Origin of the sequence: Streptomyces sp. NPDC005805 (assembly GCF_040630445.1) — a bacterium.
In the GTDB taxonomy this organism is placed as follows: Bacteria; Actinomycetota; Actinomycetes; order Streptomycetales; family Streptomycetaceae; genus Streptomyces.
This window is the reverse complement of sequence record NZ_JBEXXN010000004.1, coordinates 98518-112074: the sequence shown is the minus strand read 5'-3', so window position 1 is coordinate 112074 and position 13557 is coordinate 98518. Positions and strand designations below refer to the sequence as shown.

General features: G+C 72.6%; 12 protein-coding genes. 9 read left to right on the top strand and 3 right to left on the bottom strand.

Annotated features, from left to right (window positions below; all coding sequences use genetic code 11):
• Positions 1–97: 97 nt before the first annotated feature.
• Together rplQ and truA are read left to right on the top strand one after the other, a co-directional pair.
• Positions 98–610: a 50S ribosomal protein L17 gene (gene rplQ, locus ABZ457_RS04130; protein WP_018847487.1), complete on the top strand. Its 513-nt coding sequence runs from the start codon at positions 98–100 to the stop codon at positions 608–610.
• A gap of 127 nt (positions 611–737) precedes the next feature.
• Complete coding sequence (truA, locus tag ABZ457_RS04125; RefSeq protein WP_359153658.1) at positions 738–1625, top strand: tRNA pseudouridine(38-40) synthase TruA; 888 nt, start codon at positions 738–740, stop codon at positions 1623–1625.
• A 48-nt stretch (positions 1626–1673) separates the two neighbouring features.
• Here the strand turns inward: truA and ABZ457_RS04120 are convergent, their stop codons facing one another.
• Positions 1674–2654, bottom strand: a complete 981-nt coding sequence (locus ABZ457_RS04120) for a hypothetical protein (protein ID WP_359153656.1) — start codon at positions 2652–2654, stop codon at positions 1674–1676.
• Positions 2655–2710: 56 nt separating this feature from the next.
• Between ABZ457_RS04120 and ABZ457_RS04115 the strand changes: the two genes are divergently transcribed.
• The 5 genes from ABZ457_RS04115 to ABZ457_RS04095 all read left to right on the top strand — a co-directional run bounded on the left by ABZ457_RS04115 (position 2711) and on the right by ABZ457_RS04095 (position 8786).
• Entirely contained in the window at positions 2711–4363 is a 1653-nt protein-coding gene (locus tag ABZ457_RS04115) for an ATP-binding cassette domain-containing protein (RefSeq protein ID WP_359153654.1), read from the top strand.
• Positions 4364–4674: 311 nt separating this feature from the next.
• Positions 4675–5118, top strand: coding sequence for a 50S ribosomal protein L13 (rplM, locus tag ABZ457_RS04110; RefSeq protein WP_359153652.1), 444 nt, complete (start codon positions 4675–4677; stop codon positions 5116–5118).
• A 41-nt stretch (positions 5119–5159) separates the two neighbouring features.
• Positions 5160–5681, top strand: a complete 522-nt coding sequence (rpsI, locus tag ABZ457_RS04105; protein ID WP_359153650.1) for a 30S ribosomal protein S9 — start codon at positions 5160–5162, stop codon at positions 5679–5681.
• Between the two features lie 161 nt (positions 5682–5842).
• The gene (glmM, locus tag ABZ457_RS04100; RefSeq protein WP_359153648.1) at positions 5843–7201 is read left to right on the top strand and encodes a phosphoglucosamine mutase; all 1359 of its coding nucleotides are present in this window, start codon (positions 5843–5845) and stop codon (positions 7199–7201) included.
• A gap of 184 nt (positions 7202–7385) precedes the next feature.
• Positions 7386–8786, top strand: a complete 1401-nt coding sequence (locus ABZ457_RS04095) for an alpha/beta hydrolase (RefSeq protein ID WP_359153646.1) — start codon at positions 7386–7388, stop codon at positions 8784–8786.
• A gap of 33 nt (positions 8787–8819) precedes the next feature.
• Here ABZ457_RS04095 and coaA read toward each other — a convergent pair whose 3' ends face one another.
• A complete protein-coding gene (gene coaA, locus ABZ457_RS04090; RefSeq protein WP_359153645.1) occupies positions 8820–9815 on the bottom strand; it encodes a type I pantothenate kinase in 996 nt (331 codons plus the stop codon).
• A 208-nt stretch (positions 9816–10023) separates the two neighbouring features.
• Between coaA and ABZ457_RS04085 the strand changes: the two genes are divergently transcribed.
• Both ABZ457_RS04085 and ABZ457_RS04080 read left to right on the top strand, forming a co-directional pair.
• Positions 10024–11076, top strand: coding sequence for an ATP-binding cassette domain-containing protein (locus ABZ457_RS04085; RefSeq protein WP_359153643.1), 1053 nt, complete (start codon positions 10024–10026; stop codon positions 11074–11076).
• Positions 11073–11888 carry an ABC transporter permease gene (locus ABZ457_RS04080; RefSeq protein WP_359153641.1) on the top strand — a complete coding sequence of 272 codons (816 nt, stop codon included), beginning with the start codon at positions 11073–11075 and terminating at the stop codon, positions 11886–11888. The genes ABZ457_RS04085 and ABZ457_RS04080 overlap by 4 nt, the downstream gene beginning before the upstream one ends.
• A gap of 87 nt (positions 11889–11975) precedes the next feature.
• On the opposite strand, the gene ABZ457_RS04075 is transcribed toward ABZ457_RS04080, so the two are convergent.
• Positions 11976–13379, bottom strand: a complete 1404-nt coding sequence (locus tag ABZ457_RS04075) for a DUF2252 domain-containing protein (protein WP_359153778.1) — start codon at positions 13377–13379, stop codon at positions 11976–11978.
• Positions 13380–13557 lie beyond the last annotated feature (178 nt).

The window sequence follows — 13557 nt, the reverse complement described above, 5'->3', positions numbered from 1 at the left end:
CCTGTGGGGACGCCCCGGATCTCCGACAGGTAACCGCCTGCTCGGATACTGACACCGGTACCTGGTACGGCCGGTGCAGACACCAAGGAGAAACACCATGCCGCGTCCCACCAAGGGAGCCCGTTTCGGTGGCAGCGCCGCTCACGAGAAGCTGCTTCTCGCGAACCTGGCGAAGTCGCTGTTCGAGCACGGCCGCATCACCACGACCGAGGCCAAGGCCCGCCGCCTGCGTCCGGTCGCCGAGCGCCTGATCACCAAGGCGAAGAAGGGCGACATCCACAACCGTCGCCTGGTGCTGCAGAGCATCACGGACAAGGGTGTCGTGCACACCCTGTTCACCGAGATCGCTCCGCGTTACGCCGAGCGTCCCGGCGGCTACACCCGCATCACCAAGATCGGCAACCGTCGTGGCGACAACGCCCCGATGGCCGTGATCGAGCTGGTCGAGGGTGAGATCGCCAAGAAGGCGACCGTCGCCGAGGCCGAGGCCGCCACCAAGCGTGCGGTCAAGGAAGACGCCCTCAAGAAGGACGAGGCCGCCGAGGCCACGACCGACGAGGCCGTCGAGGCGAAGTCCGAGGACGCCGCCGAGGAGTCCAAGGACGCCTGAACCCGGCTCCGGGCCCCCGCGGCCCGGTCCCGGTTCGCCGAACGGGTCCGTCCCCTCACGGGGGCGGGCCCGTTCCGCATGGTGCGCGGGGTGCGGCGCGCCGTACGCGAGTTGAGAGGATGGTCGCGTGAGCGACGAGGTGGAGCCCGGGTTCGTCCGGGTGCGGCTGGATCTTTCGTACGACGGCACGGACTTCTCCGGCTGGGCCAAGCAGGCCGGCGGCCGGCGCACGGTGCAGGGGGACGTCGAGGACGCCCTGCGCACGGTGACCCGCTCGGGCACCACGTACGAGCTGACCGTGGCCGGGCGGACGGACGCGGGGGTGCACGCGCGCGGCCAGGTCGCGCACGTCGACCTGCCGGTCGAGCTGTGGGCCGAGCACCGGGAGAAGCTGCTCAAGCGGCTGGCCGGACGCCTGTCCCGGGATGTGCGCGTCTGGCGGGCCGAGGAGGCCCCGGCGGGGTTCAACGCCCGCTTCTCGGCGATCTGGCGCCGCTACGCGTACCGGGTCACCGACCACCCCGGCGGGGTCGACCCCTTGCTGCGCGGGCATGTGCTCTGGCACGACTGGCCGTTGGACGTGGACGCCATGAACGAGGCCGCCGCCCGGCTGGTGGGGGAGCACGACTTCGCGGCGTACTGCAAGAAGCGCGAGGGCGCCACGACCATCCGCACCCTCCAGCGGCTCGACTGGGAACGGGACGCCTCGGGGGTGCTCACCGCGACCGTGCGGGCGGACGCCTTCTGCCACAACATGGTGCGCTCCCTGGTGGGCGCGCTGCTCTTCGTGGGCGACGGGCACCGGCCGGTGGACTGGCCCGCGAAGGTGCTGGCCGCCGGGGTGCGGGACTCCGCCGTCCATGTGGTGCGCCCCCATGGGCTGACCCTGGAGGAAGTGGGCTACCCGGCGGACGAGTTGCTGGCCGCGCGCAGCAGGGAGGCCCGCAACAAGCGCTCCCTGCCCGCGGGTCCGGCCGCCGCGCCGGCCGCACGGGGCTGCGCGGGCTGCGACTGAGGGCGCTGCGCCAGAGCGGGCCGGGGGGCGTCGGGCGGAGGGCGTCGGCTACCCGGCGGGCGCCGTCGCGGCCGCCGACGCCTGGGCCTCGCCGCGCCGGACGATCTGCCGGAACGCGAACTCCCCGATGTCGTCCCCGGTCCGGTACGCGGCGGTGTCCTTGCTGGTCACCGACTTGGCCGTGGTGTAGCCGGTGAGGGTGAAGTAGGCGTACCGGCCGTAGGAGTTGTAGGTGTTGCGGCAGACCGGGCCGCCCTTGCAGAAGCCGGAGACGCCCTTGCCGGGCAGCGGGGCGACCCCGCCCCGAGCCTCCTGGACGACCTTCTTCGCGGTCTTCTCGTTCTCGAAGGTGGCGACGCCGACCGTGACCGCGATGCCGTCCCGGAGGTAGGTCGCGCGGAACACCTGCTCGCAGCCGTTGCGTTCCAGCACCCCGCCGAGGGCGCCGGTGGTGACGGAGGCGCAGTTGCCGGTGCGGGTGGTGAGGCCCTTGGTGTAGACGCGCTCCCCGTTGCCCATGGTGAGCTTGGCGCCCGGGAAGAGGGTGTCGGCGCTGAGCGGGGCCGTGTCCTTCTTGCGGTCCGAGACGAAGTCCTTCGGGTTCGGCGGGGGGAGCGGGGCGACCGAGGAGAAGGACGGCTGGGGCTGGGTGGTGTCCTGCGGGAGCGTGGGGGCGGTCGGCAGGGTGCTGTTCTCGCCGGAGGCCGTCGTGCCGCCGTTGTCCTTGTTGGAGGAGACGATCGCGGTCGCGACGGCGCCGGCTATCAGGGCCGTCGCGAGTCCGCCGCCGCCCACCATCAGCCAGCGCCGGCGGCGGGTGCGCGCGGCGGAGGCGTCGGCGAGGGCGGCCCAGTCGGGGGTGCCCGGGTCGGAGCCGTACCGGCCCTGGGAGCCGCCGTACCGGCTCCGGTCGTCGTCGTAGGAGCCCTGCCCGTAGGGGTCGTTGCCCTGGCCGTACGGGCCCTGGCCGTAAGGGTCCTGTTGCTGTCCGCCGGAACCCCACTGAGGTCCCCCCTGCCCAAAGCTCATGCCGCGCATCCTAAACCTGTTGGGCCGAGTGGGTCGGGGCGGTGACAATCGGTCGCATGGGACATGTGGAGGCGGCACATCTGGAGTACTACCTTCCGGACGGGCGGGTGCTCCTCGGGGACGCGTCGTTCCGGGTCGGCGAGGGCGCGGTCGCGGCCCTGGTCGGCGCCAACGGCGCGGGCAAGACGACCCTGCTGCGCATCCTCTCCGGTGAACTCCAGCCGCACGGCGGCTCGGTGACGGTGACCGGCGGGCTCGGTGTGATGCCGCAGTTCGTCGGCTCGGTGCGGGACGAGCGGACCGTACGGGACCTGCTGGTCTCCGTCGCCCAGCCGCGTATCCGCCAGGCGGCCGTCGCGGTGGACGCGGCCGAGCACGCCGTGATGACCGTCGACGACGAGCGGGCGCAGATGGCGTACGCACAGGCGCTGAGCGACTGGGCGGAGGCGCGCGGCTACGAGGCGGAGACCGTCTGGGACATGTGCACGATGGCCGCCCTGGGCGTCCCGTACGAGAAGGCGCAGTGGCGCCAGGTGCGCACCCTCTCCGGCGGCGAGCAGAAGCGGCTGGTGCTGGAGGCCCTGCTGCGCGGCCCGGACGAGGTGCTGCTGCTGGACGAGCCGGACAACTACCTCGACGTGCCCGGCAAGCGGTGGCTGGAGGACCGGCTGAAGGAGACCCGCAAGACCGTCCTCTTCGTCTCCCACGACCGGGAACTGCTCTCCCGGGCGGCCGAGCGGATCGTCAGCGTGGAGCCCGGCCCGGCCGGCTCGGACGTATGGGTGCACGGCGGCGGCTTCGCCACCTTCCCCGAGGCGCGCCGGGAGCGGTTCGCCCGCTTCGAGGAGCTCAAGCGCCGCTGGGACGAGGAGCACGCGCGGCTGAAGGCCCTGGTGCTGCGGCTGCGGCAGCAGGCGGCGAACAGCCCCGACATGGCCTCCCGCTACCGGGCGATGCAGACCCGGCTGCGGAAGTTCGAGGACGCGGGCCCGCCGCCGGAGCCGCCGCGCGAGCAGGACATCCGGATGCGGCTGCGCGGCGGCCGCACCGGGGTGCGGGCGCTGACCTGCGAGGACCTGGAGTTGACCGGGCTGATGAAGCCCTTCTCGCTGGAGGTGTTCTACGGGGAGCGGGTGGCCGTGCTGGGCTCCAACGGCTCCGGCAAGTCCCACTTCCTGCGGCTGCTGGCGGGGGACACGGTCGCGCACACCGGGCAGTGGCGGCTCGGCGCGCGGGTCGTCCCCGGCCACTTCGCCCAGACCCTCCCCCATAGCCCTTCGGGCATGGGAGGTACCCCCATCCACCCCGAGCTCCTGGGCCGCACCCTGGTGGACGTCCTGTGGACGGAGCACGCCAAGGACCGGGGCGGGGCGATGTCCGTGCTGCGCCGCTACGAGCTGGAGCGGCAGGGCGACCAGCCCTTCGAGAAGCTGTCCGGCGGGCAGCAGGCGCGGTTCCAGATCCTGCTCCTGGAGCTGGCGGGCACCACCGCCCTGCTGCTCGACGAGCCCACCGACAACCTGGACCTGGAGTCGGCCGAGGCGCTCCAGGCGGGTCTGGAGGCGTACGAGGGGACGGTGCTCGCGGTCACGCACGACCGCTGGTTCGCCCGGTCCTTCGACCGCTATCTGGTGTTCGGCGCGGACGGCCGGGTCCGGGAGACGCCGGAGCCGGTGTGGGACGAGCGGCGGGTGGAGCGGGCGCGGTAGCGGACCCGGACCCGGCGGCCCGGACCCGGCGGGCCCGGGCGCGGTGGCCCCGGGCCCCGGGGAGCGTTTTGACCCGTGCGGGGGGCCACGGGTATTCTTCTGGTTCGTTATGCGTATTGGCTTGCTCTATCTCACGTGAGGGGCCCTTACGCCGGTCCACCGGGCCGACTCTCAGCGACCAGCACGCGGTTTGCGTCACCGAAGTGCGGTCAGGGCTGGCATGTCGTCCGGGTGGCCTTGTCAGGACCCCGTCCTGGGCGGCCTCGCGGTCGCGCAGGATCCCCATCACTGAAGAAGCGAAGGCTACGACCGTGCGTACGTACAGCCCCAAGCCCGGCGATGTGACGCGCCAGTGGCACATCATCGACGCGCAGGACATCGTCCTGGGCCGTCTGGCGACCACCGCCGCAACCCTTCTCCGGGGCAAGCACAAGCCGATCTACGCGCCGCACGTTGACACCGGTGACTTCGTCATCATCGTCAACGCGGACAAGGTGCACCTGTCCGGCAACAAGCGGACCCAGAAGATGGCGTACCGCCACTCCGGCTACCCGGGTGGTCTGCGCTCCGTCCGCTACGACGAGCTGCTGGACAAGAACCCCGAGAAGGCCGTGGAGAAGGCCGTCAAGGGCATGCTCCCGAAGAACTCCCTGGGCCGTCAGATGCTCTCGAAGCTGAAGGTCTACGCGGGCGAGAACCACCCGCACGCTGCGCAGCAGCCGGTTCCGTTCGAGATCACCCAGGTCGCGCAGTAAGTCCGGCCACCCCCTAAGACGAAAAGAATCTGAGGAGAATCGTGGCTGAGACCACCGCCGAGACCCCGCTCGAAGAGGTTGACGTCGAGCAGTACACCACCGAGACCGAGGTTCCGGTCGAGGGTGAGTACACCTCCGAGTCCCTGGCGTCCGACGCCTCCCGCTTCGGCGACCCGCAGCCGGCCGCCGGCCTGGGCCGCCGCAAGAACGCCATCGCCCGTGTCCGGATCGTTCCGGGCTCCGGCAAGTGGAAGATCAACGGTCGCACCCTTGAGGACTACTTCCCGAACAAGGTGCACCAGCAGGAAGTCAACGAGCCCTTCAAGGTGCTCGAGCTCGACAACCGCTACGACGTCATCGCCCGCATCGCGGGTGGCGGCGTCTCCGGCCAGGCCGGCGCCCTGCGCCTCGGTGTGGCCCGCGCCCTCAACGAGGCCGACGTGGACAACAACCGCGGCGCCCTGAAGAAGGCCGGCTTCCTCTCCCGCGACGACCGTGCGGTCGAGCGCAAGAAGGCCGGTCTCAAGAAGGCCCGTAAGGCCCCGCAGTACAGCAAGCGCTAAATCGCAGGCTGGCTCTTCGTACGCCCCGGCGGCACTCGGTGCCGCCGGGGCGTTCGTCTTACCGCCCGGCCGCCGCCCCGGTTCACCCACCCTGCGACGGCCGACTCGACGACCTCGGGCGTATAACAAAGGTTCGAGCACTCAGTTTCTCGGAGGACACAGTGGGACGACTCTTCGGTACGGACGGGGTACGCGGCGTGGCCAACGCCGACCTCACGGCCGAGCTCGCGCTCGGCCTGTCGGTCGCGGCGGCGCATGTGCTCGCGGAGGCGGGGTCCTTCGCGGGCCATCGCCCGACCGCGGTGGTGGGCCGCGACCCCCGCGCCTCCGGAGAGTTCCTGGAGGCCGCCGTCGTGGCCGGCCTCGCCAGCGCCGGCGTGGACGTGCTGCGCGTCGGGGTGCTGCCGACGCCCGCCGTGGCGTACCTCACCGGCGCCCTCGGCGCCGACCTCGGTGTGATGCTCTCCGCGAGCCACAACGCCATGCCGGACAACGGCATCAAGTTCTTCGCCCGCGGCGGCCACAAGCTCGCCGACGAGCTGGAGGACCGCATCGAGCAGCGCTACGAGCAGCACCGCACCGGTGAGCCCTGGGACCGGCCGACCGGCGCGGGCGTGGGCCGGGTGAAGGAGTACGACGAGGGCTTCGACAAGTACGTCGCCCACCTCGTCGCCGTCCTGCCGAACCGCCTCGACGGCCTGAAGATCGTCCTGGACGAGGCGCACGGCGCGGCCTCCCGGGTCTCGCCGGAGGCGTTCGCGCGGGCCGGGGCCGAGGTCGTGACCATCGGCGCGGAGCCCGACGGGCTCAACATCAACGACGGCTGCGGCTCGACCCACCTGGACCTGCTGCGCGCGGCGGTCGTGGAACACGGGGCGCACCTGGGCATCGCGCACGACGGCGACGCCGACCGCTGCCTGGCCGTGGACGCGGCGGGCGAGGAGGTCGACGGCGACCAGATCCTGGCCGTCCTCGCGCTGGCGATGCGCGAGGCGGGCACCCTGCGCGGGGACACCGTGGTGGCCACCGTGATGTCCAACCTGGGCTTCAAGCTGGCCATGGAGCGGGAGGGCGTCCGGCTGGTGCAGACCGCCGTCGGCGACCGCTACGTCCTGGAGTCGATGAAGGAACACGGCTTCGCCCTCGGCGGCGAGCAGTCCGGGCACGTCATCGTCCTCGACCACGCGACCACCGGCGACGGCACCCTCACGGGCCTGATGCTCGCGGCCCGGGTCGCGGCCACCGGCCGCCCGCTCGCCGAGCTGGTGAAGGTGATGGAGCGTCTGCCGCAGGTCCTGGTCAACGTCCGGGACGTGGACAAGGCCCGGGTGGCGACCTCGGGCGAGCTGTCCCACGCGGTGGTCGAGGCCGAGCGGGAGCTGGGCGCCACGGGCCGGGTGCTGCTGCGCCCCTCGGGCACCGAGCCCCTGGTGCGGGTCATGGTCGAGGCCGCCGACATCGAGCAGGCGCGCACGGTCGCGGGCCGGCTGGCCGACGCGGTGAAGTCCGCGCTGGGCTGAGGCGTACCGGTTGCGGGGCCCGGGCGGGCCCGGGGGCGCTCCGACGCCCCGACCTGGCCGGTGCCCGCGGGTCCGGTCGGGTGCCGGGCGGGCCTCCATCCGGAGGGACGGGCCCGCGGCGCTTGGAGTGGCGCCGCCTCGGGCACTCGGCGCGCCCCTAGGTTCGGGGTTCATGGACCCATCCATGAACCCCGCCCCCCTTCCCACCGCCCCTGCCGCGCCCAGCCGCCGGACCGCGCTCGCCGGACTCGTCGCGGGCGCCGCCGGAGCCGTCGGCATCGCAGGCGCGTCGGCCGCCTCCGCCGCTCCCGGTGCCGCCGCCGTCCGGGCTCCCGCCGACTCGCCGACCCCCGGTGTCATGCAGTTGTTCGCCGACCCGGGGCTCAACTTCGGCGCCCTGCTCGCCCTGGGTGGCGCGGGTGCCAAGGCAGCCGAGGTCGGAGAAGTGCTCACCGCGGTCAACGCGATCAACGCGGCCGGGGCGAACGAGAACACGTACACCGCCGAGTTCCGCGCATGGGGCGACCGGCTCGTCGCCGCCCGGACCGGCCACCCGCAGACCGACCGCTTCCGGTCGCTGCGCGCCGCGCAGTACTACGCCCAGGCGCTGTTCTTCGTCCTGGGCTCCACCACCCCCGGCGACGAGGAGCGGCTCTACCGCGACGGCCGCCGCAACTGGGACACCTTCGCCCGGCTCTGCGAGCCCGCCGCGATCACGGACCGGGTCCCGTACGGCAGGACGCCCCTGCCCGTGTGGTTCTTCCGGCCCGACACCTCGGGCAAGCCGCGGCCGACCGTGATCCTCACCAACGGCAGCGACGGGCAGAACCTCGACATGTGGACCTACGGGGTCATGGCCGCCCTCGAACGGGGCTGGAACGCGCTCGTCTACGACGGCCCCGGACAGGGACAGCTCCTCTTCGTCGACGAGGTGGTCTTCACCCCGCGGTGGGAGCGGGTGGTCGCCCCTCTGATCGACTGGCTGCAGGCCCGCCACGACGTCGACAGCCGTCGGATCGCGCTGACCGGTCTGTCCATGGCGGGCAACCTGGCCCCCCGCGCCGCCGCCTTCGACCACCGTGTCGCCGCACTGGCCGCGATGCCCGGATGCATCTCCCCGTGGCTGGGGTTCCCCCAGGAGATCCGGGACATCCTCACCCCGGACCGGGAGGAGACCAACCGGATCTGGAACGAGGAGGTCGTGCCCGAGCTGAGCCCGTCCGAGCAGTACCAGCTCAAGAAGCGATTCGAGCCCTTCTCGGTCGAGGCGATGCGCGCCGCCCGCCGGGGACGGATGTTCACCGACTTCTGGACTCCCGCGCGGCGGATCGTGGCCCTGGACATCCGTGGTGTCGTCCGCCGGATCAAGGCCCCGACCCTGGTGCTCGACTACGAGGACGAGCAGTTCTACCCCGGCCAGCCGCGCGAGATGTACGAACTCCTGCGCGTCCCCAAGAAGTACGTCAGACTGACCGCCGCCACGGGGGCGCAGCTCCACTGCTCACCGATGGCACCCCAGCAGCACTGCGAAGTGATGTTCGACTGGCTGCAGGACACACTGGGGAGCCGCCGACGGGCAGGCTGACCCGGTATCCGCGTGGCCTTCGGGAGCCCGGGCTCACAGCTTGCGCAGGGAGAGCCGCTGCACCTTGTGGTCCGGGCCCTTGCGCAGGACCAGGGTGGCGCGGCCGCGGGTGGGGGCCACGTTCTCCAGGAGGTTGGGGCGGTTGATCGTCCGCCACATGGTGCGGGCGTAGTCCAGCGCCTCCTCCTCGGAGACCTGGGTGTACTTGCGGAAGTACGAGAACGGGTTCTGGAACGCGGTCTCCCGCAGCTTGCGGAAGCGGTTCAGGTACCAGGTCTCGATGTCCTCGGTGCGGGCGTCCACATAGACGCTGAAGTCGAAGTAGTCGGCGAGACCGACACGGGTGCGGCCGTCCTGGCCGGGCAGGGCCGGCTGGAGGACGTTCAGCCCCTCCACGATCAGGATGTCCGGGCGGCGCACGGTCAGGCGCTCGTCGGGGACGATGTCGTAGATCAGGTGCGAGTAGACCGGCGCGGTGACCTCGTCCTTGCCCGCCTTGATGTCCGCGACGAACCGGGTCAGCGCCCGGCGGTCGTAGGACTCCGGGAAACCCTTGCGGGACATCAGCCCGCGGGCCTGGAGCTCCTTCATCGGCAGCAGGAAGCCGTCGGTGGTGACCAGCTCGACCCGGGGGTGCTCGGGCCAGCGGGCCAGCAGCGCCTGGAGGAGCCGGGCCACGGTGGACTTGCCCACGGCGACCGACCCGGCGACCCCTATGACGAACGGTGTGCCCTGCTGGGCGCCGTGGCCGCCGCCCGCGTCGCCGAGGAAGGTGTTGAGCGCGCCGCGCAGCCCGGCGGTGGCCTGCACATAGAGGTTGAGCAGCCGGGAGAGCGGCAGATAGACGTCGCGCACCTCGTCGAGGTCGATCACGTCACCGAGGCCGCGGAGCTGCTCGACCTCCTCCGCCGTGAGCGGCAGCGGTGTCTTCTCCCGCAGCGCGCTCCACTCCGCGCGGGTGAGGTCGACATAGGGCGTCGACGGGTGCTCGGCCCGGCGGTGGGCGCTCCGTGGCGGCGAAGAGATCACACGGCCCATTGTCGGGGGTGGGCGGTGCCCGTGGGGGGTGGGGTCGGTCACGCCACGCCGGACCGGGCGACCGGACGGTTGGTCCGCTTCACAGCGGAATGTCAGTGGCGTGGGTCACAGTTGTGGAAGGAGTGGGTGCCGAACCGCGGCGCCCGCGATACCCGCGAAGTCGGCCGAGAGAGTCGCAGGAAGTCGCAAGAGGTGTCCCATGACGTACGCCATCCAGGCGGAGGGCCTGGTCAAGCGGTTCAAGGAGACGGAGGCCCTGGCCGGGGTCGACCTGGCGGCCCGCACCGGCTCGGTGCTGGGCCTCCTCGGCCCCAACGGCGCCGGGAAGACCACGGCGGTGCGGATCTTCGCCACCCTGATCGAGCCCGACGCCGGGCGGGCGCTGGTCGCCGGCCACGACGTCGTCCGCGAGGCCCGCGCCGTCCGCTCCCTCATCGGCCTGACCGGCCAGTACGCCGCGGTCGACGAGAACCTCACCGGCACGGAGAACCTGCTCCTGATAGGCCGCCTCCTCGGCCTGTCCCGGCCCGACGCCCGGGCGCGGGCGAGGGAGCTGCTCGACCGCTTCCAGCTCTCCGACGCCGCCGGCCGCGCCGCGAAGACCTACTCCGGCGGTATGCGCCGCCGGCTGGACCTCGCCGCCAGCCTGGTGGGGCGCCCCAGCATCCTCTTCCTGGACGAACCGACCACCGGACTCGACCCGCACAGCCGGGGCGAGCTGTGGGAGATGCTGCGCGGCCTGGTCGCCGACGGGGCGACGGCCCTGCTCACCACCCAGTACCTCAACGAGGCGGACGTCCTCGCGGACGACATCGTCGTCGTGGACAAGGGCCGGGTCATCGCCGAGGGCACGCCCGACCAGCTCAAGTCCGAGGCCGGCGGCCAGGTCCTGGAGGTCCGCCCGCTCGCCCCGGCCGACCTGGGCGCGGTGCACGCGCTGGTCGGCCGGGCCGCCGGGCCGGGCACCCGGATCGAGGGCGACGCCGTCACCGCGCCCGTCAACGACCCCGAGCTGATGCCCGCGGTGGTCCGTGGCCTGGACCGGGAGGGCATCGCGGTGGGCGAGCTGGCCCTGCGGCGCTCCTCACTGGACGAGGTCTTCCTCGCCCTCACCGGCCACCGGGCCGAACCACGCGAGGACGGCGCCGACGGGGACGGTTCCGACGGGCCCGACGGCGACGGCTCCGGCGCGGGAGACGGGTCCCGGTCCCGGGGCGAGAGCGGGGCGGCGAAGGCGGTGAGTTCGGTATGACCGCCGTGACGGCCACTCCCACCGCACCCGTGGCGGGCTCCGGCCGGGCCGGGCCCCTGACCTGGGCGCGGCAGACGCTGACCATGGCGTGGCGCAGCCTGGTGGCGGTGAAGCACAACCCGCTGGAGCTGGTCGACTACAGCGTCACACCGATCATGTTCGTGCTGCTCTTCACCTATGTGCTGGGCGGGCAGATGGCGGGCTCCACCGACGCCTATCTGCAGTACGCCCTGCCCGGCATCATCGTGCAGAACACCCTGTTCATGACCACCTACACGGCGATGGCGCTCAACACCGACCTGACCAAGGGCGTCTTCGACCGGCTGCGCAGCCTGCCCATCGCCCGCTCGGCCCCGCTGATCGGGCGGATCACGGCCGACCTCACCAAGCACATATGGGCGATGCTGCTGATGATCGGCCTCGGTCTGATCATGGGCTTCCGGATCACCGGCGGGATCGGCGGCTTCCTGCTCGGCGCGGTGCTGCTGGTGGTGTTCGCGGCGGCGGTCTCCTGGGCCGCGGTCCTGATCGGGATGCTCGCGGGGGACGCGGAGAAGGTCCAGGCGTTCGCGTTCACCCTGATCTTCCCGATCACGTTCACCAGCAGTGCCTTCGTCGTCGTGGACACCATGCCCGGCTGGCTCCAGGCGTGGAGCGACGTGAACCCGGTGACCCATCTCTCGGACGCCTACCGCGGGCTGCTGGGCGGCGGCGCGGTGGCGGAGCCGGTGCTGTGGTCGCTGGTGTGGGCCGTGGGTATCGCCGCGGTGTTCTGCCCGCTGGCGATGCGGGCGTACCGGGCGAAGGCGTGAGCGGAGCCGGCGGGGACCGGGTCTGGTGGCCGGGCGCGGGCCTGCGGACGTGACCGGGGCGGGTGGCCGGGTGCGGGGCGGGCCGGGTCACTCGGTGCGGGCGGGGACCCGGCCGGTGGCGATCGCGTCGAGCAGGGCCCGGTGGTCCCGCTCGTTCTGGTCCGCGTAGCGCTCGGCGAACTCCGTCAGCGCCCGGTCGAAGACATCGCTCCCGCCGAGATAGGCGGCGATCGCGATGCGGTCGCCCGAGCGCGCGTGGGCGCGGGCCAGCGTCCAGCCGCACAGCTCGCCGAAGACCCGCATCCCGCGCGGGGCCATCCGGGAGGCGTCCACCACGAACTTCCAGTCCCGCAGCTGGCGCAGATAGAAGTCCCGGGTGCCGCCGTCGATGCCCTCGGCCCGCTGCCAGCCGAGGAAGATGTCACTGGCCGCCTGCATCAGCCGCTGGCCCGCGACCACGCGCTCGCCCTCGGTGGCGTACTCGGACCTCCCCAGGTGCGGGGCGAGCACGGAGACGCCCGCCTCCTTGGCCTGGATGAAGAGCGGGTCCTCGTCGTCCCGGCCCAGCAGCAGCACGATCCAGCAGCGGGTGCCCACACTGCCCACGCCCACCACCTTGCGGGCCACGTCGACCGGGGTGAACTGGGAGAGCAGATGCTGCCGGTCGGTCGGCAGGCTGGCCCGGTAGCCGAGCAGCAGATCGGTGATCCGCCGGCGCAGCACGCCCTCCTCCACATCGGGCAGCAGGTCGGTGAGCGGGGTGACCACGGGCGGATCGGGCGTGATCCGGCGCTCCCCGTCGATCACGGAGGTCAGCTTGGCGAACGCCTGGAGGTTGTCGTGGCGGCGGGCCGTGGCGAGGGAGCGCTCCAGCTCCTTGCGCCCCCGGGTGTGCAGCCGCCCCGAGGCGACGCTCGCGAGCTGGTCCGCGTCGGCCCGTGTGTACCAGACGTCCAGCAGGCGCATCCCGGCGAAGCGGCGCATGTGCTCGCGGTAGGAGCGCACGGTGGCGCGGACGATCCTGCGGCGCTGGACGGTGGAGAAGCCGTTCTCCCGCCCGGCGATGACCAGGCTGGCGGCGAGGCGTTTGACGTCCCACTCCCAGGGGCCGGGCAGGGTCTCGTCGAAGTCGTTGATGTCGAAGAGGAGCCGGCGCTCGGGGGAGGCCAGCAGGCGGAAGTTGAGCATGTGCGCGTCACCGCAGAGCTGGGCGCGCAGGCCGGAGTCGGCGGTGGCGGCCAGGTCGCCGGCCATGATCGCGGCGGCGCCCCGGAAGAAGCGGAACGGCGTCTCGGACATCCGGCCGTAGCGCAGCGGTACCAGGTCCGGCACCCGGGTCGCCGACTGCTTCTCGATCACGTCGACGGGGTCGGGCCGGTGCCGGGTGGGGGCGAAGTCGGCGTGCGAGGAGCGTGGTGCCCGGTTCCGCGCCGCCCGCCCGCGCGCGGCGCGCTCCGCGGGGGAGAGCCGGACCTGCCGGGTCGCGGTCATGGTCCTCGGCGTCGCCGCCGCCGTGGTCTTCCTGGGCTTGCGCTTCATCGCGGTCCTCGCGTTCCTGGCGCTCTCGGGGTGGCGGGCCCGCCCCGCAGGACCCGGTCCGTTTCCAGGAGAACCCCGCCCCGCGGCGCGCGCACCCCGGCGGCCGGACCGGCCCCGGGGCGGGCCGCGC